The 23,532-nt window shown below is 63.6% G+C and carries 17 protein-coding genes; 10 read left to right on the plus strand and 7 right to left on the minus strand.

Annotation, left to right across the window (positions count from 1 at the left end; genetic code table 11):
• Window positions 1–99: 99 nt before the first annotated feature.
• Both AC1RQ9_RS12330 and nagA read right to left on the minus strand, forming a co-directional pair.
• Entirely contained in the window at window positions 100–1,428 is a 1,329-nt protein-coding gene (locus AC1RQ9_RS12330) for an ATP-dependent DNA helicase (RefSeq protein WP_193731758.1), read from the minus strand.
• Between the two features lie 335 nt (window positions 1,429–1,763).
• Window positions 1,764–2,870, minus strand: coding sequence for an N-acetylglucosamine-6-phosphate deacetylase (nagA, locus tag AC1RQ9_RS12335; RefSeq protein ID WP_485987182.1), 1,107 nt, complete (start codon window positions 2,868–2,870; stop codon window positions 1,764–1,766).
• Window positions 2,871–3,024: 154 nt separating this feature from the next.
• On the opposite strand from nagA, the gene AC1RQ9_RS12340 reads away from it, so the two are divergent.
• Entirely contained in the window at window positions 3,025–4,362 is a 1,338-nt protein-coding gene (locus tag AC1RQ9_RS12340; protein ID WP_485987184.1) for a serine hydrolase domain-containing protein, read from the plus strand.
• Window positions 4,363–4,486: 124 nt separating this feature from the next.
• Here AC1RQ9_RS12340 and AC1RQ9_RS12345 read toward each other — a convergent pair whose 3' ends face one another.
• Window positions 4,487–7,033, minus strand: coding sequence for an EAL domain-containing protein (locus AC1RQ9_RS12345; protein WP_485987186.1), 2,547 nt, complete (start codon window positions 7,031–7,033; stop codon window positions 4,487–4,489).
• Window positions 7,034–7,299: 266 nt separating this feature from the next.
• Here AC1RQ9_RS12345 and AC1RQ9_RS12350 point away from each other — a divergent pair, with 266 nt between their 5' ends.
• The 8 genes from AC1RQ9_RS12350 (at window position 7,300) to AC1RQ9_RS12385 (ending at window position 17,524) form a co-directional block, all read left to right on the plus strand.
• Complete coding sequence (locus AC1RQ9_RS12350; RefSeq protein ID WP_485987187.1) at window positions 7,300–7,530, plus strand: hypothetical protein; 231 nt, start codon at window positions 7,300–7,302, stop codon at window positions 7,528–7,530.
• Window positions 7,512–10,022: an HWE histidine kinase domain-containing protein gene (locus AC1RQ9_RS12355; protein WP_485987188.1), complete on the plus strand. Its 2,511-nt coding sequence runs from the start codon at window positions 7,512–7,514 to the stop codon at window positions 10,020–10,022. The genes AC1RQ9_RS12350 and AC1RQ9_RS12355 overlap by 19 nt, the downstream gene beginning before the upstream one ends.
• A 29-nt stretch (window positions 10,023–10,051) precedes the next feature.
• The gene (locus AC1RQ9_RS12360) at window positions 10,052–11,185 is read left to right on the plus strand and encodes a PQQ-dependent sugar dehydrogenase (RefSeq protein ID WP_485987189.1); all 1,134 of its coding nucleotides are present in this window, start codon (window positions 10,052–10,054) and stop codon (window positions 11,183–11,185) included.
• 53 nt (window positions 11,186–11,238) lie between these two features.
• Entirely contained in the window at window positions 11,239–11,814 is a 576-nt protein-coding gene (locus AC1RQ9_RS12365) for a cupin domain-containing protein (protein ID WP_485987190.1), read from the plus strand.
• Between the two features lie 391 nt (window positions 11,815–12,205).
• Window positions 12,206–13,579 (plus strand): amidohydrolase family protein, encoded by a 1,374-nt coding sequence (locus tag AC1RQ9_RS12370; RefSeq protein WP_485987191.1) that lies wholly within the window; start codon window positions 12,206–12,208, stop codon window positions 13,577–13,579.
• 311 nt (window positions 13,580–13,890) lie between these two features.
• Complete coding sequence (locus AC1RQ9_RS12375) at window positions 13,891–15,690, plus strand: CHASE2 domain-containing protein (protein ID WP_485987192.1); 1,800 nt, start codon at window positions 13,891–13,893, stop codon at window positions 15,688–15,690.
• Between the two features lie 3 nt (window positions 15,691–15,693).
• Window positions 15,694–16,071: a hypothetical protein gene (locus AC1RQ9_RS12380; RefSeq protein ID WP_485987193.1), complete on the plus strand. Its 378-nt coding sequence runs from the start codon at window positions 15,694–15,696 to the stop codon at window positions 16,069–16,071.
• A 4-nt stretch (window positions 16,072–16,075) separates the two neighbouring features.
• Window positions 16,076–17,524, plus strand: a complete 1,449-nt coding sequence (locus AC1RQ9_RS12385; protein ID WP_485987195.1) for a M48 family metallopeptidase — start codon at window positions 16,076–16,078, stop codon at window positions 17,522–17,524.
• Window positions 17,525–17,557: 33 nt separating this feature from the next.
• Here the strand turns inward: AC1RQ9_RS12385 and AC1RQ9_RS12390 are convergent, their stop codons facing one another.
• The 4 genes from AC1RQ9_RS12390 to AC1RQ9_RS12405 all read right to left on the minus strand — a co-directional run bounded on the left by AC1RQ9_RS12390 (window position 17,558) and on the right by AC1RQ9_RS12405 (window position 21,857).
• The gene (locus tag AC1RQ9_RS12390) at window positions 17,558–18,706 is read right to left on the minus strand and encodes a BMP family ABC transporter substrate-binding protein (RefSeq protein ID WP_485987197.1); all 1,149 of its coding nucleotides are present in this window, start codon (window positions 18,704–18,706) and stop codon (window positions 17,558–17,560) included.
• Between the two features lie 5 nt (window positions 18,707–18,711).
• Entirely contained in the window at window positions 18,712–19,464 is a 753-nt protein-coding gene (locus AC1RQ9_RS12395) for an alpha/beta fold hydrolase (RefSeq protein WP_485987199.1), read from the minus strand.
• A complete protein-coding gene (locus tag AC1RQ9_RS12400; RefSeq protein ID WP_485987201.1) occupies window positions 19,461–20,435 on the minus strand; it encodes an isopenicillin N synthase family dioxygenase in 975 nt (324 codons plus the stop codon). Before AC1RQ9_RS12400 ends, AC1RQ9_RS12395 begins: the two co-directional genes overlap by 4 nt.
• Window positions 20,436–20,507: 72 nt before the next feature.
• Entirely contained in the window at window positions 20,508–21,857 is a 1,350-nt protein-coding gene (locus AC1RQ9_RS12405; protein ID WP_485987203.1) for an amidohydrolase family protein, read from the minus strand.
• A 919-nt stretch (window positions 21,858–22,776) separates the two neighbouring features.
• On the opposite strand from AC1RQ9_RS12405, the gene AC1RQ9_RS12410 reads away from it, so the two are divergent.
• A complete protein-coding gene (locus tag AC1RQ9_RS12410; protein ID WP_485987205.1) occupies window positions 22,777–23,469 on the plus strand; it encodes a YoaK family protein in 693 nt (230 codons plus the stop codon).
• Window positions 23,470–23,532: the final 63 nt, after the last annotated feature.

Genomic DNA, 23,532 nt, shown 5'->3' on the forward strand with positions numbered 1-23,532 from the left:
ATGTTGAGCCTCCACCCCGGGGCATCAAGACACGGTTTGAAATATTTTCTATCTATCCGGCGTATCAATGCCGGAAAAACCATCGGATACGCGCTGGTCTCAACCCTTTCCCGGTGGCGGATGGCCGGGCATTCCCGTCAGGATCAAGGCGGTGGATGGCCGCGTGGCCGCCACATACAGCAGTTGCTGCGTTTCCAGCACGTTGGTGGTGGCACGGCGGGTAATGTCGCCTATATCCACGAATACACGGCCAAATGTGCTGCCCTGCGCGGTATGCACGGTCATGGCATAGACCGCCTGCAACCGCCCGATGCCGCGACGGAACACGAAGCGGTGCTGCCAGCGCGCGCGTTCTTCCGCCGCCTCGCGCCGCAGGCGGCGTTCGATGGCCGCCATGTCCGCGCCAGGCCGCAGGATGGGCACGGGCACTTCCTCCCCCGTCAGGGTACGCAGCACCACGTCATGCACCGGCAGTTCGGTGGTCCAGCCCGCGACCTTTGACGTGGCGGGAAAGGCATGGCGCAGGATGGTGGGGCGGATGTCGATCACCTCCGCCTCCTCATTGGTGGCGATGGCAACGCGCCGTCCCTCCACATCCATCACGGGGGCGCGGGCAATCACGCGTTCGCCCGCGACAAAGGGGGTTGGCGTCTCACCGCCATGCACCCAGCGACGTACCATGCGGTTGACTGCCTCCACCCGTGCATTGGTCCAGCACAGATAGCGGAAGGCATCGCTGTCGGCGCGGAATTCGTCGGATGTAAAGGCACGCTGCATCCACGCATCGGGCGTGCGCGGCACGAACAGGCCCGCGCCGTCGTGGTGGTTGGCGCGGCACCATGACCAGTCCAGCGGCCCGCCCTGGCTTTCGCGTATGGTTGTGGCGGCGGCGACCAGCGGGTTGCCCGCCGCCTGCCGCACCACCGTTTCCAGATGCGACGCCGAGCGGATGGCGAATGACGGGCTGATCGCCTCCCCCACCGGCGGCAGCTGCGCCGGATCGCCCACGAACAGCACGAAACGGTCGGGCACCAGTTCGCGCACCCAGCGCATGAGTTCCGATCCCACCATGGAACATTCGTCGATGATGATGACATCCGCCGTGATCGGTTCGGGCCGGTCGGCGCGTTGCAGCACCTCGCGCCCGCCATCCTGCGTGCCGGGCTGCAGCGACAGGACGTTATGGATGGTGCGGCATGGTGCCAGGTTGCCCACCCGTGCCTTCAGCACGGCGGTAGCCTTGTGGGTTGCGGCGGTAAAGACCACTTCCGCCCCCTGTTTGCGCAGTGCGCGGGCCACGCGCTGCATGAGCGTGGTCTTGCCCGTCCCGGCATAGCCGGTCAGCAGGTGCGTGGCACAGGTTTCGCGCGCGGTCAGGATTTCCGCCAGCGCGCGTTCCTGGCACGCTGTCAGTTCCAGACGCGACATGCGGCGGACCTGCGGGAATGATAAGCGGTATGCGGGGCCATCGGGCCGGGGGTGATCCTTGATCCATTGATGCCGTGAGGACGAGTATTAGGCCGCCCCACCCCATCGGGCCAGTGCAAATACGCGTCATGGCCGGTTCCTTGCGCAAGCGTATTGCTGCTGTCACATGCTGCCGCATCAGTCGGGACAACAGGCCGTCCCTGTCCTGCCATATGGAAAATGGGGATCAGATGGCACTATTGATAAAAATAAAAGTTCCTGGGTGCCGCCTTATTTTTAAGGCAGCGTTTTTCAGGGCTTTGTGAAAAACGTTTCACCCGAAATTTTTGTCAGTTTCAGGCGCTGCGACGGCCCGCGACCCACACTTCCTGCACCGTCAGGTCCGGCCCCATCACCACCATGTCCGCGCGGCGTCCATGCATGATGACGCCCCGGTCATGCAGCCCCAGCCAATTGGCGGCATGCGTGCTGACCAGCGCCGCCGCCTGTGGCAGGGATGCGCCAGCCTGTATGGCGTTGCGCAGGGCCTGGTCCAGTGTCAGCACGCTGCCCGCCAGCGTCCCGTCGCGCAGGCGGGCCACGCCGTCATGCACCATCACGTCCTGCCCCCCCAGCGAACTGGCGCCATCACCAATGCCGGTGGCGCGCATGGCGTCGGTAACAAACACCAGCCGCCGCCCCATGACCCGGTGCGCAAGGCGGAACAGGGCGGGATGGACGTGATGGGTGTCGAAAATCATCTCGGCATAGGCGTCATCGCTGCACATCAGCGCCGTGGCCGGACCCGGCGCGCGCGCCATGATCGGCGGCATGGCGTTGAACATGTGCGTGCCGCCCGCCACGCCGCCACCGCCACATATGCGGCAGATGGCGCGTTCGGCCTGTTCATGATCCGCCTGCGTATGGCCAAGATTGACCCGTATGCCCGCCTGTATGAACTGCTGGATGGCGGTATCGGCATGTTCCATTTCCGGCGCCAGCGTCACCAGCCTGACCGCCCCGGTCTTGATGACCGCACTGACCCGCACGGGCGTGGGCAACTGGGTATGCGCGGGCTGCGCACCGCGCCGATGGGGGTTGATGAACGGCCCCTCCAGATGGGCGCCGGGAATGCTGGGGCCGCCCTGTGTCCCGTTGCGCATGACATCGACCACCGCATGCAGCGTATCGATTATGTCCGACCATGGGGCGGTCATGGTGGTGGGCAGCAGCGTGGTGGTGCCCTGCGCCATATGGAACATGGCCATGTGCCGGATCGCCATGATGCCATCCATGGTGTCCGCCCCGTCGCCGCCATGGACATGGGCATCAATGAAGCCGGGCAGGATGTAGCGGTCGGGCACGTTGTGCAACAGGGGCCGCACATCGGTAATTGAGGTATCGAACACGACACGGCCCGGCATGACCCGGTCTGGCAGGACGATATGGCCATCAATATTCACGGTGCTGCTTTTCCTGTTCGCTCTGGGTTGACGCTGTCCGCCTGTGTTACCGCGTTGGCGCGGCGGATGCCATAACCTGCCGGACAAATCGCCGCAGCCCCGCCAGACGATACGGATTGACAACGAAACCGGAATTCGGGACCGTCAGCGCACCATGACAAAGAAAGGCAACGGCATGCGCGGGTTACTGAATGGTTACGGATTACGGTTTTCCCTGCGCCTGTTATGCACGGGCCTGACCCTTTCCCTGTCGCCGGTGGCGGCCCAGGCTGCGCCGGACATGACGGCGCTGTCCGGTCAGGTCGACCTGGCGCACTGGTACTGGGGGCCATACAATGCATGGTCATGGCGGCACATGCGCGAGATATTTCCCAGCGCCAACATCCCCCATGCCGGGACGCCGCAACCCCTGTCCGACGCCCCTGCCCGCCCGGCCGCGCAGTGGCGGGTTACGGATCACGACGGCGGCAGGGCGAAGCCGCTGGCGCAGGTCCTGTCGCGCAACCATGTCGATGCGTTCATGGTGATGCAGCACGGCAGGCCGGTAGTGGAATGGTACGCCAGCCCCGACCAGCAGCGCGTGCCGCACCTGATCATGTCCATGTCGAAATCCATGGTTGGCACGCTGGCCGAAATCCTGGTCGCCGAGGGCACGATCGATCCCGAACGGCAGCTGACGTCATGGCTGCCGGAAATGCGCGGCACGAATTACGATGGCGCGACGCTGCGCCAGGCGCTGGACATGCAGGTATCGGACCGGGTCTTTGAATCGGAAGCCAATGGCGCGCTGGATTATGAGGACAGCGACCGCGCGGGCGGCTGGCTGCCGCCCCACCCCGACAGCCCGCGTGACCTGCACGCGTGGCTGGCCACCCTGCACCACCCGCATGGGCCGCCGGGGGAACATTTCCTGTATCTGGACCAGGGGGCGAACGTGGTGGCGTGGGTGCTGGAACGCGCGACGGGCAAGCCGCTGTCCACGCTGCTGACGGAAAGGATATGGACGCGGATGGGCGCGCGCGATGATGCCTATTATGTGCTGGACCGATCGCACGAAGCCTATGCATCCGCCGGGATGAACGCCACCCTGCGCGACATGGCCCTGTTCGCGCAGATGATGCTGCATGACGGGCAGGTCGATGGCCGCCAGGTCGTGCCTGCCGCAGCGATTGACGCCCTGTACCACCGCGCGGATCGCGCCGTCTGGGCGCGTGACCGGCGCGGGCCGGAACTTACGGCGGACTTCCCCGGTTTCGAACACGGTGGCTATCGCAGCTTCTGGTATGACAGCAGCGAAAGCTGCCACCGTCTGGCCGGGATGGGCATCGGCGCGCAGTTCATGCTGGTCGACCCGCGCAATGACGTGACGGCGGTTGTGCTGTCAGCCACCCCGAAATCCGATGATGACGCCGCCGCCCTGGCGGTGGATTACCACGTCATTGACCAGATCGTGGCGCAGGTGGGTGGCCATCCCTGCGCGCCGTCGCGCTGACGGGGTGGTTTGACGCCACCGTGGCGTCGTTCATGGCAACATACGGATAAAAAAGCTTTCCGGGCACCGCCTTTTTCAAGAAAGCGGCGTTTCCATCAGCAATGTCCCGGCACCCTGCCGGCGGTCAGGACCCGGGCTGGTAGGCGGAAAACCATGCCGCCAGTTCTTCCGCCGGCAGCGGCTTGGAGAACATGTAGCCCTGCAGCACGTCGCAATCCATGTCGGCCAGCAGGCGGCGCTGTTCCTCATGCTCGACCCCTTCGGCCACCACGGTCATGCCCAGGCTCTGGCCGATGCGAACCACGGCCATGACCACGGCACGGACCTTTTCAATGCTTTCCAGCCCGGTCATGAAGCTGCGGTCGATCTTGACCTCGTTCACCGGCAGGCCCGCAAGGTTGGACAGGCTGGAAAAGCCGGTGCCGAAATCATCCATCGACATGCCAACCCCCATTTCCCGCAGCTTCTGCGCCACGCGGATGGTGCGTTCGTAATTGTCGATCATGGTGCTTTCGGTAATTTCTATCGTCAGGCGCTGCGGCGGGATGCCGGTTTCCTTCAGCAGCCTGTCCACGAATTCCGGCAGCGTTTCGTCACGGAAGTGCAGCGGCGACAGGTTGACCGACACCACCGGCACATCCACCCCGTCGCGCATCCACTGCGCCATCTGCATGCAGGCCGCGCGCAGGGACCACTTGCCAATGGCCTCGATCTGGCCGGTTTCCTCCGCCACGGTAATGAACCGCGCGGGCGAGACAAAGCCCAGTGACGGGTCGATCCAGCGTGACAGCGCCTCCACCCCATATAGCTGGCCGCTGCGGGCATGGACCTGTGGCTGGTAGAACAGGCGCAGCCGGTCATGCGCGATGGCGTCGCGCAATGCGGCGGCCAGGATCAGCCGGTCACTGGCCTGCTGGTTCATGCGCGGGCTGAAGAAGCAGCAATGCCCGCCGCCATTCGCCTTGGCCTGGAACATGGCGGTTTCGGCGTTTTTCAGCAGGGTGTCCCCGTCCTCGCCATTTTCGGGATGGACGGCAACACCCAGGCTTGCGGATAGGCTGACCGGCACGGCGCCAATGTGGGTGGGCGTGCCCAGCACGCGCAGGATCGTGGCGCTGAGCGTCGAGGCATGCTGCTGTTCGCCATTGGTGACGATGGTGAACTGGTCCCCCCCGCTGCGCACCAGCGTGTCGTCAATGCTCAGCACGTCACGCAGCTGGCCGGCAATATGGGCGATCAGTTCATCGCCTGCCGTATGGCCAAATACATCATTGATGTGCTTGAAGTTATCCACGCCCACGGTCAGCAGCATAAGATTGCCGCGCACATGGCGGCGCAGCATGCGGGCCATGTTCTGGCGCAGCCAGCGACGGTTGGGCAGGCTGGTCAGCAGGTCGAAATCCGACAGGCGGTTGATGTGTTCCTTCGCCTCGTGCCGTTCAATGGCCAGTGTGCACAGGTGCAGGCTGGTGGCCACCGCCTTCTGGCACGCCGCATCGGGCAGCGTATCGGTGCGCGAATAGCACGTGAACACCCCCGCCACCCGGTTGTTCCGCAGGATGATGGGCGTCGCCCGCGCGGCCTTTATGCCGTTATGCAGCGTCTGTTCACGCAGGTGCTGCCAGCGCGGGTCCTGGGCAATGTCCCGGCATTCGGTCACGGTGCCGGTGGCCGCGGCAAGGCCCGAACACGCGGCGCCATCCCCGATGGGCAGCGTGTCATACAGCTTGACCAGCGACAGCGGCAGGCTGGCGCGGCCCTTGCATTTCAGGTGTTCGTCCTTTTCCACCAGGTAGATGGCGGGCATGACATCGGGAATGTAGTGTTCGATGCGGCGGCAGATGAAGTCCATGACTTCATGCAGGCTCAGGTCGCTGGATATCGCCTCCAGCGTGTCGCGCTGCAGGCTGTCAAGAAAATGCTGTTCGGTAATGTCGGTCAGGACGACGACAATGTTCTCGATCTCGCCACTTTCGCTGAATACCGGGTTCATCGCCGCTGAAACCCATATGTCGCGGCCGCTGGCGTGGCGGGCGCGGATTTCCAGCGTGAAGCCACGGGCGTTGCGCGCGCCTTCATGCAGCTTGTTCAGGATGCCGATATCCGTCGTGTCCCCCGCCAGGATGACCGACAGGCCATGCCCCGTCACCCGTTCGGGGCCGAAGCCGAACATGTCGCTGAAGGCGCGGTTGACGTAGATGATGCGGAATTCCGGGTCCAGGATGGCAACCCCACGGTCGGTTTCGCGCACCACCAGCGACAGCAGCCGGATCTTTTCACGGTCGTCCACTTCCTGCGAAATGTCGCGGATCAGCGCCATGTAGCCGATCTTGCCATCCACCGCGATGCGCGACAGCGACAGGTTGGCCCAGAAACTGGTGCCATCCAGCCGTTCCACCAGCACCTCGCGGCTGGTGCCGACGATCTTGTTGATCCCGGTTTCGCGGTTGTGGCGGATCAGGTCGTCATGGGTGGAGCGGATATTGCGCGGCACCAGCACATTGACGTTGCGCCCGATCACGTCCTGGCGCGCGCAGTGCCATAGCCTTTCCGCCGCCCGGTTGAAAAAGGTGATGGTATTGTTTTCATCGATCAGGACAACACCAAGGATGGTCTGTTCCAGTGCAGGAAGGACGGTTACCTGCATGTCATCTATCATGTCGCGGGGCATCGGGCTGCTGGTCTCCTGCTGACTGGAAACGAACGGGGATGAAGCTGCAGTGTGGCGCCAGGCCGGAACCGTCCGGGCCACTGCAATAAGCGACAGCCAGCATGATGTTTCATGCACATGCCGGGGTTAAGAAAAGGTATATGGAAGTATATATAAAATATTGTATTACACATTCATGTATTCACCCCTGATGCCGCGCGGGTCGCGGGCGCGCCGGGGGCGGTGCCGCGACTTTACATAAATGTGAGGTGTGTAAAAGTAAGCTGTTGCACCCTGCCCCATGGGGGTATGCTGCATCGCCTTCCATCACGCGCCCCGCCGGGGCCGTGCGGGGCGGCGTAACCCCGGCCGGCACGGTGCAGCCTGCACCCGCCCCGGCCATGGCAGGAGCGGGGATGGTGCTGACACGGCCCTATCATGCGATGATGACGGTCAACGGTCCCGCCGGGTGGCCGCATGCCACGCCCCGGATGCGGGCATGGGCGCACGTGGCATGAAATGGGCCACCGACCATATCCAGCCCAATGGCTGGCTGCTGGCGTGTGACGCGCGGCTGGAACGCATCGTGCGCTGGTCCGCCAACGCGCCGCACTGCCTTGGGCGGGACGGACTGACGGCCGGCCTGCTGCTGCGCGAGGTGGTGGGCCGGCAGGCGACCCACGCCATCCGCAACGCCCTTGCCACCCATGGGGAGGCCCACCGCCGGCCCGCCCTTGTCTTCGGGCAGGACGCGCCGGACGGCAGGCGCTATGACATCGCCATCCATACCGCCGGGGCGGACATCGTGCTGGAATGGGAACCGGCCGCCGACCCGGATGGGGATGGCGCGCACCTGTCGCTGCTGCGCACCATGATCGACCGGATCCGTGAAATCACGGATTTCGACCGCCTGTTCCGCACCGTGGTCCGGCTGTTCGCGGGCGTGCTGCATTTCGACCGCGTGATGCTCTACCGCTTTGCCGAGGACGGATCGGGGGAGGTCGCGGCCGAATACCACGCCCCCAACCTGGAAAGCTTCCTGGGCCAGTATTTCCCCGCAAGCGACATCCCCGATCCCGCCCGCAGGCTGTACAGCACCAACCTGATCCGGGTGATCGGTGACGTGGGCGCAACGCCCATTCCCATCATCTCGCCCCCCGGCATGGCGCCGCCCGACCTGTCGCATGCCCACCTGCGCGCGGCCACCGTCAGGCATACGGACTACCTGTGCATGATGGGGATCGCGGGGTGCGTGTCCGTCTCGCTCATGGTTGACGGGCGGCTGTGGGGCATGATCGCGGGGCACCACTGCAGCCCGCGCGTGATGAACATGAGCGAGCGGATCGTGGCGCGCATGTTTGGCGAATTCCTGTCGCTGCAGATCACCAACCTGCTGCGCACCAAGCGGCTGGCCATGACGCGGCAGACCCATACCCTGATCGAGACACTGCTGAAGGGCGCGGCCCCGGTGGCGGACATGCCGTCCTACCTCATGGCGCACCTGCCGGACATGCTGTCCTTCGTGCAGTGCGACGGGGCGGCGCTGTGGGTGGGCGGGCAATGGACCCTGCATGGCGCGCACCCGCCGCCCGAAGCGATGGACAGGCTGCTGGGGCTGGCCCGCCTGTGCGCGGGCGCGCAGATCTGGCACACCACCGGCCTGGCGGCGCAGGTGCCGCAGGCGGCGGATTACGCGGCGCAGGCGGCGGGCATGATGATCGTCCCGATTTCCTCGCAGCCGGGGGACTACCTGCTGGTGTTCCGGCGCGAGGTGGTGCGCACCCTGAAATGGGGCGCCGACCCCACCGACCGCAACTGCCAGCAGGCCGAGGACGGGTATTTCGGCCCGCGTAACAGTTTCGCCATCTGGACCCAGCAGGTCACGGGGGAATGCCTGCCATGGTCGGGTGACGACGTGGAGGCGGCGACCCTTGTCCGCTCCGCCCTGATCGAGGTGATGGGCGCGTACCACCAGCTGCAGCTGAGTGAACGCGCCACCGCCGACCTGCGCCAGCGCATGCTGAACGAGGAACTGAACCACCGTGTGAAGAACATCCTGTCGGTGGTGCAGTCGCTGGTCAGCCAGCCGCTGGAACCCGGCGGCACGGTCGAAGGCCATGCCGAACGGCTGCGCGGGCGCATCCGCGCGCTGGCGCTGGCGCATGACCAGGCGGTGCGCAGCGAGGGCGGCGGCCTGCTGCGCGCGCTGCTGGATGCGGAACTTGCCCCCTACCGTGAACGTTGCTTCATCACATGCGACGGGCCGCCCATCTGGCTGACGGGCCGCGCCCTGTCGGTTCTGGCGCTGGTGGTGCATGAACTGGCCACCAATGCCGTCAAATATGGCGCGCTGGGCCATGCGCGCGGGCGGCTGGACATTACGTGGTCGCACGATGCGCAGATGGACGGGTGGCGCATTGCATGGCGCGAAAGCGGGGGGCCGGGTATCGCGCCGCCCATGCGCCGGGGTTTCGGCTCCGTCCTGATCGAACGGGGCTTCCCGCATGAACTGGGGGGGCGTGCGCATGTCAACTACCGCCCCGGCGGGCTGGAGGTGGTCATGGACCTGCCCGCCCGCCACGTAAACCCCGCCCCGCCACCTGTGGCGCAGGATGCGACGGCCGCCGCATCCCCCACGCCGGGAAAGGAAAAGAAAGTGACCGACGCCGATATCCTGCTGGTCGAGGACCAGTTCCTGATTGCGATGGAAGCCGAATGGGCGATCGAGGAAAGCAATCTGGGACAGGTCCGCACCGTGGCCTCGGTGTATGAAGCGTTGACCGCCATCCGCACCCGCGTGCCGGATGTCGCGATACTGGATGTCAACCTTGGTGATGAAAACTCGATCGAGGTCGCGCACATGCTGCGTGCGCGGGGCGTGCCGTTCATTTTCGCCACCGGCTATGCCGACCGCACCATGATCCCCCCCGACCTGCGCGATGTCCCGGTGGAGCGCAAGCCATATTCCGCCACGGCCCTGGCCGAACGCATCCGCCAGCTTGTTTCGTGACCACGCCCGCCGCGCCGAGGAGCCATCCGATGCCCCGTATCCCCGCAGCCTTCATGGGCCGCGCCGCCATCATTGCGGCCCTGGTGGTCCCGGCCACCGCCGCGCTGGCCGCCCCGCGCACGGACCTGCTGCAGGTGCCGCAGGGGTTCCATCTCAGCATTGTGTCCGACCACGTGCCCAGTGCGCGTGAAATGGCCCGTGGCGCGCGGGGCACCATATTCGTCGGCAGCATGGCGGCGGGAAATGTCTATGCCCTGAGCGGTGTGGATGGCGGCGGAACGGTACGGGTGCAGACCATTGCCCACGGGCTGGACCTGCCGGTGGGCGTGGCCTACCACGATGGTGACCTGTATGTGTCCGACATGCGGCGCATTGTCGTGCTGCGCGCTATCGAGGACCATCTGGACGACCCGCCAAAGCCCGAGGTCGTGGCCGACAGCCTGCCCTACCGCGCCGGCGACCATTCATGGAAGTTCATTGCGTTTGGCCCGGACAACCGCCTGTATGTCCCCATTGGCGCACCGTGCAACATATGTGACGTGGGCCACGAATTCGGGCGTATCATTTCCATGAACGCCAGTGGCACGGACCGCCGCGACGTGGCGTATGGCATCCGCAACTCGGTCGGTTTCACGTGGCAGCCGGGCACGGGTGTCATGTGGTTTACCGATAACGGGCGCGACAACATGGGCGATGACGTGCCATCCGATGAACTGAACCGGGTGGACGTGCCGGGACAGTCCTTCGGCTATCCCTACTGCCATCAGGGCAACGTGCCCGACCCGCAGTTCGGCAGCCAGCATCCATGCAGTGAGTTCACCCCGCCCGCCCTGCTGCTGGGCGCGCATGTCGCGGCCCTGGGGCTGCGGTTTTATGAGGGCACGGAATTTCCCGCCGCCTATCATGGCAGCCTGATGATTGCCGAACACGGGTCATGGAACCGCAGCCAGCTATCGGGATACCAGGTGGTCAGCGTCAGCTTTGACGCGGAAAACCGTCCCCGGTCCCCCACCGTGCTGGTCAGCGGCTTCCGGCAGGGGCAGCGGGCATGGGGCCGTCCGGCTGATGTCCTGCCCCTGCCCGATGGCAGCATGCTGATCAGCGACGACCTGTCGGGCGCCATATACCGCCTGAGCTATGGGGATGCCGCCCCCACGCACTGACCATGACGGGGCATGTCCCCCGTTTTCCCTTAACTGTTACGGAGGCCCCCGCCATGTCCCCGCGCGCCGCCGCACTGTTCACAGCCCTTGTCGCCCTGCTGGGTCCTGTATCCGCCATGGCCACCGTGCCACCGGCATCGCCCCGTCCCGCCGTGCTGCCCGACACCACGCAGCCCGCCCCGCCCCAGCGGTCGTACCGGCATTTATGGACCGATGACAAAGGGATCAGCCACATCACCACCTGCCCTGTGCATGACTTTTTCCTTAAAAGCATGTCCCCGCCCGCCGGCCCGCAATGGCAGGACCCGATGGCCCCGCAGGTTGCAACCGTGATGGTGACGGTGCAGCCCGCGCGCTGGAACGGCACATGGCACCCGGATCCCAGGCCCCAGTGGATCGTGCCCCTGCAGGGCCGGTGGTATGTCCGCGCCATGGACGGCACGCGGGTGGAAATGGGGCCGGGTGACATCCTGTTTGGCGAGGACCAGGGCGTGCGCCCCATGCAAACCGGCCCGTATCGGGGTAAAAAGGGGCATGACGCGGGCAATATCGGCAGCGGGCCGGTGACGCTGATGGTCATCCAGTCCGCCAATGAACCGGTCATCAACCAGCCCTGCCGGTATCACTGAACTGATTGAAAAAATGGAAAAAAGTTTTGGGTGTCGCCTTTTTTCCAAAGGGCGGGGTTCCCCGAAGCTTTTTGAAAAAAGCTTCACCAGAAACTTTCTTTGCCTATCAATAATCTGTTCCAGATGATGGGTCTTTGGCTGGCGTTCGGACGGCCGCCCCGCTTTATCCACAGATTCCGGGGATAGGGAGAAAGATAACCCTGTGGAAAAAATTGGGAGATCCGTATTTTCCCTTTAGTTCCAATGTGTTTTCCAATGGTCGTGGAGTTTGCCCGCCCCCATGCCCCGCCTTCCGTCCGCATGGGGTTGCGGGAATGATTTTTGGACTGTGCAGACGGGGGCTTTACGGAAATAATAATGCGTTTTCGTAATGTAGGGGTTCAGTTGCAGCATGGATGAATTCGTTATCCGCGGTCATGTCATCAACCCGGTCGCCACCGACCGGGCCACCATGACGGACAGTGTGGTGCATGTGGGCGCGGATGGCACGATCATGGCCCGGCATGATGCCAGTACCCCCATGGCGGCACAGGTACTGGAGCACGCCGCCCGCCATGGCATGGCCGTGCAGGCGCTTTCGCCCGCGCAACTGCTCATGCCGGGATTTGCCGACCTGCATGTCCATGCCCCGCAATGGCCGCAGATGGGCCGGGCGCTGGACCTGCCGCTGCGGGACTGGCTGGAACAGCGGACCTTTCCGCTGGAGGCCCGTTTTGCCGATCCCGCCTTTGCCGCCCCGGTCTATGATGAAATGGTCCGCACCCTGCTGGCCAATGGCACCACCACCGCTGTCTTTTTCGCCACCATTCATGAAGAAAGCAGCCTGCTGCTGGCGCGCACCTGCCTGCGCCACGGCCTGCGTGCCCATGTCGGGCTGGTGGCGATGGATGATCCGGCGCTGTGCCCCCCCACCTATCGCAATGCCGGCGTGGAACAGGCGCTGGACGCCACCCGCCGCTTCATCCATGCCGTGCGCGCCCTGCCGGGTAACGAAAAGGGCCTTGTGCGCCCCATGGTCACGCCACGCTTCATCCCGGCCTGCACGGATGGCCTGCTGCGCGGACTGGCCGCACTGGCGGCGGCGGAAGACTGCCTGATCCAGACCCACTGTTCCGAAAGTGACTGGGAACATGATTATGTCCGCCAGCGGACCGGCGTGAACGATACCGTGGCGCTGGACCGCTTCGGCCTGCTGCGGCGCGGCACGGTGCTGGCCCATTCGTGTTTCATGACAGCCGATGACATGGCGCTGGTCCACGCACGCGGCGCGGCCATTGCGCACTGCCCCGTTTCAAACGCCTATTTCGCCGGTGCGGTGCTGCCGCTGCGCAAGGCATGGCAGGCGGGCGTGCATGTGGGGCTGGGCACGGATATTTCGGGCGGGTATTCTCCGTCCGTCGCGGTCAATGCCGCCATGGCGGTCACCGCATCGCGCATGCTTGATACCGGCACCGACCCCGCGCACACGGCAGGGAAACGCGGCAGGCCGGGTGCGCGCCTGACCTTTACCGAAGGGTTGTGGCTGGCCACGCGCGGGGGGATGGCAGCGCTGGATATCGCGGCAGGACAGTTTGATGCGGGACAGGCGTTTGACGCCATCCTGATCGACCGTGCCGCCCCCGGCAGCAATATCCTGCCCCCTGGTCCGGGCCGTACGGACGACACTGCGGCGGATGTGGTGCAGCAGATGCTGTGTAATATGGGCCGCCCCGATATCCGTGCTGTCTGGGTGGCCGGACGCCGCGTACATGGGGATGTAGACTGAAGGCCAGTCCCGCCCCTTTCGTGTCCGGTAGTACAAGCCGACATCTGGCATGGTATATTTTTCATACAGGAACCATTTGGTTCTGTATGATTAATTGCCAGATATATAAGGATTTACCAAAACCGCCATATTTTTCCACGATTGTTATTTGTTTATTACCTATTGACAGTTTTGGGTCACAGATTGTAACAGGGTTTTGATGTTATTTTATAAATAAAGAACTGCAATATATGGCCCGGAAAAACAGGCAGACTATAAATAAAACGGAAGATAAAAACAAAAATAAGAAAGATCATCCCCAAAAAAAAGGGATGAATTCAATTATTTATCTTCTGGTCATGCTTCTTTTCTGGGGCGTATTCAAATTCATTGATCCGATGGGGCTGGAATCCGCCACCAAACAGTCATCGGCCACCATGTTCAACGCTATCAGCGCGCCATTTTATGGCATGTCATCGGATGCGACGCACCGCAATGTTGCCGTTGTCGCCATTACTGACCATACGCTGGATGCATACGATACATCCTTCCCGTTTGAATATAAGCGTCATATCGACACGCTAAACCGGATACTGGATGCACATCCGGCAGCGATCTTTGTCGACCTGCGGATGATGTATGAACGCCCCGGGGAATCACTGGATGAATTCCGGCCGGTAATCCAGCGCGCGAAAGACATGGGCGTGCCGCTGCTATTCGGCCGTGGCGATGATGGTAATGACCAGCCCGACCTGCCCGAACCCCTGATCCACAGCGAGGGTTACACCGCCGGCATCCGGGCCGAAGGCGGTGCCTATCCGCTGATCCATGAACCGGAGGAGGAAGACGGAAAAAAAGCAAAACACGAACCTGAAACGCATGAGGAAGGTCCGCCCATAAGCGGTAACGCCGCCTATGACCTGTACAGTCGTCTGTGTCAGGACGGCTGGGGCGGGCGATGCCCCGGCTTCCGGCCCCAGGATTTCAGGTCGCCGATGATCATACAATGGGGGCTGAAACCCGATCCCGCACAGCATATGGTCAGTCAACTGGACGACTACTGGCAGGTGCGCTGCCAGACCCAGCAGTTCCTTGGCTGCGGGCGGCTGGGCATGGCGATGTCGCTGGGGTTCCACTACACCTTCCGCTACCGTACACCGGGCAAATACGTCTTTGCATTCTATCCGCTGGAAATCGGGGCGGAGCAGCTGGGCCAACGTGGCCTTGGCACGCCCGAGGGATCCCCTGCGCTGGGATCCCTGCTTCAGGGGCGCGCGGTGTTCTACGGCACCGACCTGCGTGACCAGCATGACGATACCTACATCCCCATGCTGGGCCGTGTGCCGGGCGTGATCGTGCATGCCATGGCGTTCGACAACCTGGTGGTTTACGGCAAGCGCTATTTTCATGAACCGGGCGAATTCATCTGCCTTGACTGGGCGGAAATCGCGGAACTGGTCCTGTGGATGGGCTTCGCGCTGTATATGGTCATGCGCCGCCAGTGGCCGCTGTACGACCGACAGAAACTGCGTTCATGGCCCGGCCTGCGGTTGTGCATCTATCATGGCCAGCGGCTGCTGGCGCATGCCCGGCGGTACCTTGCGCATGTTCACCAGAAATCGTTCCCGGTGGTGGATTCCATCGTGACTCTCCGCTGGTACTGGACGCGCTTTTTCGTCCTCTTTTCTGTCGCGATCTGCCTTTGGCTCATTGACCTGGTGCAGCGCGGCACCACGCACGGCTTGGGCAACCTGGTGGGTGCATATTTCCTGCTTGCCATGCTGTTCATGGTGACATGGGCCTGCCCCATCGTCATTTCCATGAAAAAACCCGCGCAACCGACGCAGGGCAAGCCGGAAGAGAAGCGGGAATCATCCTATCTTGCCAACCTGATCCTGCTGGCCACGCTTGCCGCAATCGGGTTCGTGCTGAACGGCGACGGCCCCCGCTGGCCCAATGCCGACTGGATCGGCCTGCTGCTGCTGCGCCTGGCCACGCAGGAAGCTGCCGAGCCCGGTGGCTTCGTCGCCTGGTTTTCAAACGTGGTGGGCGGCGGCGGACGCCTGCTGTCCGATTGGGGGCGTGGCTGGATGAACCGCGTCCTGACCATTTTTCACAAAAGGGAAATCTAGAAAATGAACCTGAGGCCTTTCATGTATCTTGTGACGGGTTGCATCCTGGCCCTGCCGCTGTCGGCGCAGGCTGCGGGCGGAAAGCAGATTACGGGCACCTTTGCCGAGACGGTTCCGGTCTACGGGCTGGACCACAAGCGTCTGGGGCAGTTCCCGGCCGCGGAACTGATCGGTGATCCCATCGTGGGGCAGGATGCCGGCACCGGCCTGCTGAAGGTTCGCACCGACAAGGGCGTGGTGCTGGTGAAGCCCGCCGCCGTGCAGACCAACATTACCTCCGCCCCGCCGGCTGAAACCGCGTGCGTGAAGATCGGCCCCGGCAGCATCGATCAGGCCGGCGGAATCAGCAACAACCTGGGCAGCGGGTGTCATGGCAGCTAGCGCGATGGGAAAACGCCTTGTGCTGTCGTCCGTGCTCTGCGCCACCATGGCGCTGGGCACCTGCCCGGTGGATGCGGTGGCGAAGGACAACACCCCGCTGATTACGCGCATCCAGCCGCGCACCAGCTATCCGGGCAGCATGGCGCTGCAGGACCTGCTGCGTCCGGCCAGCACGCACCCGACGGGTGTTATCATTGACCCGCAGGTTTCCAACTATCCACAGTCCATCATCGATAGGCTGCTCACGCACTGGGATGGGGTGAAGCCAAAGGTCCAGGTTTTTCTGGTACCGACCGAGGATTTCACATCCGACGTATCGGAAGCCGGGGCGATCTTCATCAATGCCGGGCTGATCCAGTATTTCCACGACAATCGCGATATCCAGTCCGAAGATGCGCTGGCCTTCGTGCTGGCGCATGAACTGTCTCATGTGCTTCTGGGACATACCGTGGCCCAGCAGCGCAACACCAACATAAAGAATTATGCATCCGCCGCGGTAAAGTGGGGCACCCTGATCGGTGGGGCGGTCAGCCATGCCGGGTCGGTCGCGGGGGAGGCGCTGGTATCCAACATGGGGGCCAAGGCGCTGGCCGATACGGCGCTGTTCCCATCATGGTCGCGCGGGCAGGAAACCGAGGCCGATACCCTGGCCATCGACCTCATGGCGCGATCGGGCTACGTGCTGGACGAGGCGCTGAAGGTGGAACGCGTACTGGTTGCGGAAGAAAAACGCGACGCGGAGAAAAACGCCAGGGCAAAAAAGACCGGCCCGCAGAAATTCCAGATAGACAGCGTCACCCTGACGGCTTCAAAGCCTGATGACCTTGATGGCAGGCTGGTCAGCGGCCTGAACACGCTGACCCAGCGGCACCCGCATGCGGAAGCGCGGCTGAAGGCGGTTTCCCAGTATATCGACCATGTTTATGCCGATCAGGACATTATCGCGCTGCATACCAGGCCCATGGTCACATGGATAAACAGCGCCGCTGTCGCATCCTTCCTGAACCAGATGAATCTTTTGCAGAGTGCCGCGGAAGCCGTGGGGAACAACAACTGGTCCGCCGCCCGTCCGACGCTGGCAAAAATCGGGTTTCCCACCAACCAGAGCGCTTACTGGACATGGCTGCATTACATGGTGGAAGCCCATACCGGGAAGACCCTTGACGCCCTGCAGATCCTGATCAAGGCAGCCAACCGTCCCGATGTGACCCTGCCGATTGCCCTTGAGTGGGGAAAGCTGCTGACGCAGCTAGGTAAGGCAGATGCGGCGGAAAAATACATGGCTGATGAGCAGAACAAGTTCAATGACCGATCTTTCCTGCCCATTCGGCTACTGAACGCGCGCAAGAGCAAGAACGGTGTCATGAACGTGAAGCTGGAAGCGCAATGTGAGGCCATTGGCGATGACGGCATCGAGCAGCAGTGCATCGCGGCCCAGAAACAGACCCCGTAATATCCCTGCCCGCCGCATTCCGGCGGGCAGGGTTTATGGCAGGCCGCTTACCCCATCCACCGCCCAGTTCCAGTCATACAGTTCAAGGTCGTTCATCGTCGTTCCTTCGGCTACGCGCAACTGCCCATGCTGGTCATGGATGGGGCCGTTGAAGGGCGACCAGCCGCCCATGATCCGCGCGCGCACGGCGTCTGCCCGGTCGCGCACCGCCTGCGGCACGCGCTGGCCCCATGGGTCGCGGTCCACGCCCTGGCCCATCATCAGCAGTTGCGGGACCGGCCGCCATGTGCCCGCCAGCCGCGCGCGCACCTGCGCAATATAGAACTGCGTAAAATCCAGCACGACGGACGCCACGTACGCATCCGGCCCGAACTGCCGTATGTCCTTGTTCCACATGGCCGCCCACAGCCCGCGTTCCTGCGCCACATGCAGGTAGCCCGCTTCGTCCATGATGCCGAACAGGAAGTCACACCCCTTGTCCGCCAGCGCGTTGGCGGCCTGAATGGCGGCCTGCGGGTCGAACCATGCATTGATGCTGATGACCTGCATGGTGGCGTCGGGGTTGACGCTGCGCGCGCCCATAAGCGTTGCATTGGCCCCGGCATAGGCCGAAGGCAGCGGGAAGGACGCGATGAAGCCCAGCTTTCCATCCCTGCTCAGCAGGCCCGCCGCCACACCGATCACGTAGCTGACATACCAGTGCGCGATGTAGTACCAGCTGACATTGCCCCGCAGGGGGCGTCCATCACACTGCATGAAGGCGGTTTCGGGCGCACGCGCCGCCACATCGGTCAGGAAGTCGCCATAATCCGCACCGGTCATGACCAGCTGCGCGCCCTCGGCCACGAATTCACGCAGCAGGCGGGTGGCGTCGGCCGAATACGGCACGCTTTCCACATACACCGTGCGCAGCTTCGGGAAGGTACGGCGCACGGCCTGCAGCGCCACATGGTGCATTTCGGTCCAGCCGCCATCGCTGGTCGGCCCGACATAGCCCAGCGCCAGCAGGGCGTCCTCCTCCGCCACGGGGGGCATGGGCGGCACGTTGGCATAGGGGGCGGCAAGCCCCGCCAGAAGCCGTTCGGTGGCCGTGGGTGTGGCCGCCCGGCCCGCACGGGGCAGCAACCCGGTGGAAAACGCGGCCCCCGCAGTGGCCAGAAGCTGCCGGCGCGGCAGGATCATGCATGTTATCCTTCAATAAAGGGCAGAAGGTGCGCAACCGTACCCTCAGGGTCCGCCACCTGCGGGGCATGGCCGGTATGCATGGTAACCACCTGCGCGCCGGGCACAAGGGCCTGCATCCGGCGCTGGACCGGCAGGATGACGGAACGGTCCTCCGTTGCCTCGACATACAGGCGCGGCACCTGCCCGAAGCGCCCCGCCGTCAGGCGCGCGCGCAGGTCCAGCCCATGGATCCCCTGTGGCGTCAGGCGGCGGGATGCGGCAATGGCCACATCCGCTGGGCAGTCATGCAGGAAGACCGCCACCGCCGCTTCCGGCGGCACGACCGATACGACGCCCGGTTCGGGCCAGCGCAGGTAGGGGTTGATGCCGGTTGCCTGCGGGTGGTTAGGCAGCACCTGTTCCACCGCCTGCCCGAAGCCCATGCCATCGGGCAGCATCATCCCGGCCAGATAGGCAATGCGCCGCACCCGGCCGGCAAACCGTTCCGCCACGGCGGACGCGACAACCCCGCCGCCGGAATGGGCGACAAGGCTGACCGATGCCGCCCCCAGCCGGTCCATGACCGCGCCCACATGGTCCACATAGCGGCCAAGCGTGGCGTCGCGCGCGGGCATGCCATCCGCCCCGTTGCCCGGCAGGTCAACCGCATGGGCGCCAATGTCGGTACGCCGCTGCCAGGCCGCAAGGAAACGGTCCCATACCCAGCTGCCCTGCCATGCGCCGTGGATCAGGATGACGGGATCGGGCCGGGTCATCGGCCATAGGTCCGGGTGTACATCGCGCGCAGGTGGTCTTCCACCGTAACGGGTGGCCACAATGGCGCCTCCCCTGCCGGTACGCAGCCGGGCAGGCAGCTGATGACCTGATCGGGGTTGCCGGTATGGAAGAACGGCACCGAATACCGTTCCCGCCCCGACGTGTTGATGACCCGGTGCAGTGTGGAGCGGTAGCGGTTATTGGTCCAGCGCGCGATCATGTCGCCCAGGTTGACGACAAAGGTGCCCGCAATGGGGGTGGCGTCCACCCAGTTCCCGTCGGGCGCACGGACCTGCAGGCCGCCGCTGTCATCCTGCAGCAACAGGGTCAGGCCGCCAAAATCGGTATGTGCGCCCGCCCCCTTTTCCCCCGGCAGGGGCCGTGCGGGCTGCGGCGGGTAGTGCAGCAGGCGCAGCGTGGTCAGCGGATCATGGCAGAAGGTGGCGAAATAGTCCTCCGGCAGGTCAAGCGACAGCGCGATCCCCTGCATGAGGGTTTCCGCAAGCCGGGTCATGGCGGCGCTGTAGGTCATCATGACCGGCCGGAATTCGGGCAGCATCGCGGGCCACTGGTTTGGCCCCTGGTTGAACCGCCCGGCCATGACGGCGGGATCACATAACGGCTTTTCCGGGCCGATATAGAACCCTTCCTTCAGGTCCGGTGGCGTGCCGGGTTCCAGCGTCTGGTCACGCAGGGGTTCATACCCCCGGTTGCAGGGGGAACGCCCCTTGTCCAGCGCCCGCCTGTCCGCTTCGGGCAATGCGAAGAAACGGCGCGACTGTTCGAATACCGCCGCGATCAGGTCCGGCGGGATCCGGTGGTCGGCACAGTAGAAAAAGCCCATGTCCCGGCAGGCGGCATGCAGTGCCGCCCCCACCGCACGACGCGCGGCAGGGTCCGGATCAAACAGGCCCGCGATGGAAATGACAGGCAGCCGTTGCCCCGCCGCGCAGGATGGGTGCTGTGACATGATGGATATCCCCCGGTATGGATTGATACTGGATAGCGGCCCCCGGGGGCACACGCTCCCCCGCGGCGGATATCAGTCCAGCTGCTGTATCCGCCGTGCCTGCCGCGTATGTTCACGCAGCATGTCGCCCAGGCCCGCCATCGTGGGTTCGCAGTTTTCCACCAGCACCCTTCCCGCCACGATGGTGGTCCCCGCCACGGTGGGGCCACAGCGCAGCCATGCCTCCACCGGGTCGGTCAGGGCGCCGGCCAGCGCCACGTCGCTTGCATGCCAGATCACAAGATCGGCGCACGCGCCGGGGCGGAGGTGCCCGATCTCGTCTTCCCAGCCCAGGCAGGCGGCCCCGTCACGGGTTGCCATGTCCAGCGCCTCACGCGCGCCCATGGCCTGCGGGCCGTGGCATATGCGGCCCAGCAGCATGGCGTTGCGCGTTTCCATCCACATGGAGGCATGGTCCGTCGTGGCCGACCCGTTGCAGCCAAGGCCCACGCGGATGCCCCGCTCGCGCATGTCCAGCGCATCGGCGCTGCCACCGCCGATCATCATGTTGGAACTGGGGCACTGCACCACGCTGACCCCGGCATCCGCAATGCGGTCGATTTCCGATGACGAGGGATAGATGTAATGCGCCACCCACGTGCGCGGACAGGCCCAGCCCATGCGCTCGAACTGTTCGGTGGGGGTGCAGCCGTACAGGCTCAGGCAGTAATCGTCCTCCTCCATATCCTCGGCCAGGTGGGTATGCAGGCGCAGGTCGAGCCGTTCGGCCATGGCGAGGGATTTGCGCATGATCCCTTCGGATGCCGAAAACAGCGAAACCGGACCCAGCGCCACCCGCCCCATCGCGCCCGGGCCGGGATCGTGGTACGTGCTGGCCAGCCGTTCGCAGTCGGCCATGATCGTGTCTTCGTCCTGAACCACGGCGGTGGGGGGCAGGCCGCCATCTTCCTGCGCGCGCGTCATGCTGCCACGGGTTGCATAGAAGCGGAAACCGATTTCACGCGCGGCACGGAACTGTTCGTCAATCAGACGCGGACGGGGATGGATGAACATATGATCCATGGAGGTGGTGCATCCCCCCATCAGCAGTTCCACCATGGCGACATAGCTTGAGACGAATACGGAATCCGCATCCAGCCCGGCCCATAGCGGGTACAGGGTCTGCAGCCATGGGAACAGCCGCATCCGCGTGGCGGGGGCGTAGGACCGCGTCAGGTTCTGGTACATATGATGGTGTGCATTGACCAGGCCGGGCGTGACCAGCCGGCCACGCGCGTTCATGACGCGCGCGGCCGGCGGCGGGGGCTGTCCGGGGCCGCCGACGGAATGGACGCGATCTTTTTCAATGGCGATCCAGCCGCCGGGAATCTCCCATTCGCGGTCAATGTACAGGTGGGCATCACAAATCAGAATATCGATCATTACTTAACCATACTGTTCCAGTCCCGATGCGCATGGGATGGGGGAAATCCGACACACCGGAAAACTGGACGCGTGAATACTGAACCAATCACTACTTAAGTAAATTATTTAAGTGTTTTTCGGGAACATGCCATCATCATGCGTGTCTGTCCATATGTATAGATACGGACATGTCGGGAAATATCAGCAACAACAACCTCGGATTGTGGAAAAACCATGCATCTGGATGCAGTGGAGTTTCCATGACGGCTGTATTGATTACAAACAATTAACTAAAAGCAGCATTTATGTACACCAAAAGGAGTAAGGGTCTTCCTTCCATCGGGCGATAAGTTATCAGGAATGTACATTTATCCTGATAGGTCGATAAGCTTAACTTCCGGTTAAAACATGATTACATCACAAGAATATCCGCAGTCATCATGCCGTTTGTAGGTATTGTTTCCTAATCCCCGGAGGCGGAATGGCTCAAGGAGCGAATACAGGAATGTCATCCATCAGGTTAAACCGGGATGGGGTATTGGTCATTTGCGATTTTCTGTAATCATTGTATTAAAAAATGTAAATCAAGCCCTGTCAGGTATTTAATGTTTCATAGTGTTGCTAAATTGCGCGCTGCCTTGATCGCGCCATATTCCTGATTGCGAAAACATCGCCGCGCCCTGCGTCGCGCCATGCCTGTCGCCCCGCAGGGCGTGCGGCCGGGCTTCAAAAAGTCTATATTAAATATTTATGACACATGCCGATGCACGCAACCATCAGTTGCAACTGACTTTATTCCCGCCCGCCCCTCGCCATGATGTGATCGGATCGTTCCGCATGGTGGCCCGATCATGGTGATGGCTTGCATTCCCCCTGCCCCGTGGCGGATACCATGATGCAGGGCGGGAACCTTCCCGCCATCAATGGAACAAGGGGCATGCTGGTTCACGAAGGGGCAACGCGCAGTATCGGCACCGACCTGCGCCTGGGCTGCACGCTGGCGGCGGTGGCGGGCGCGGTCAATGTGGCGGGGTTTCTGGCCATCGGGTATTACACCGCCAACATGACCGGCAACCTGTCGGCGCTGGCCGTTGGCGTGGGCGACGGGGGCATGGTGTCCATGCTGTCATGCGCGGGCGTGCTGGCGGCGTTCGTTGCGGGCGGGTGCGGCGCGACACTGCTGGTGGGCGTGGGCCGCAGGCGGGGCATGCGCGCGGTCCATGCCGCGAGCATCGCGCTGGAAGGCACGCTGCTGATCGCCCTTGGCATCCTGTCGCGGGTGCTGCCCGCGTGGATGGAGGCAGGCGGGCTGGGCTGTGGGCTGGGTTTCCTTATGGGATTGCAGAACGCCACCGTCACCCATATTTCCGGCGCGCGGGTGCGTACCACCCACATGACCGGCATGCTGACCGACCTTGGCATGGAGCTGGGGCAATGGCTGCTCGATCCCGGTGCTTCGCGGGTGCGCGAACGGCTGCGGCTGCATGGTGCGATCATTGCCTGTTTCGTGCTGGGCGGGATCGTGGGGGCGGCGGGCTACCGGATGTATGGCATAGGGATGCTGGTGTTCATGGGGGCCGGGCTGGTGGCCCTTGCGCTGCCGGGGCTGCGGCGGGCGATGCGGCGCTGACCCGCCGCGGCAAGTGCTTGCAATGGCACCCGGTGCTATTTTATCCTTGATGCTGAAAATGCG

Source organism: Komagataeibacter ossonobensis, assembly GCF_057359305.1.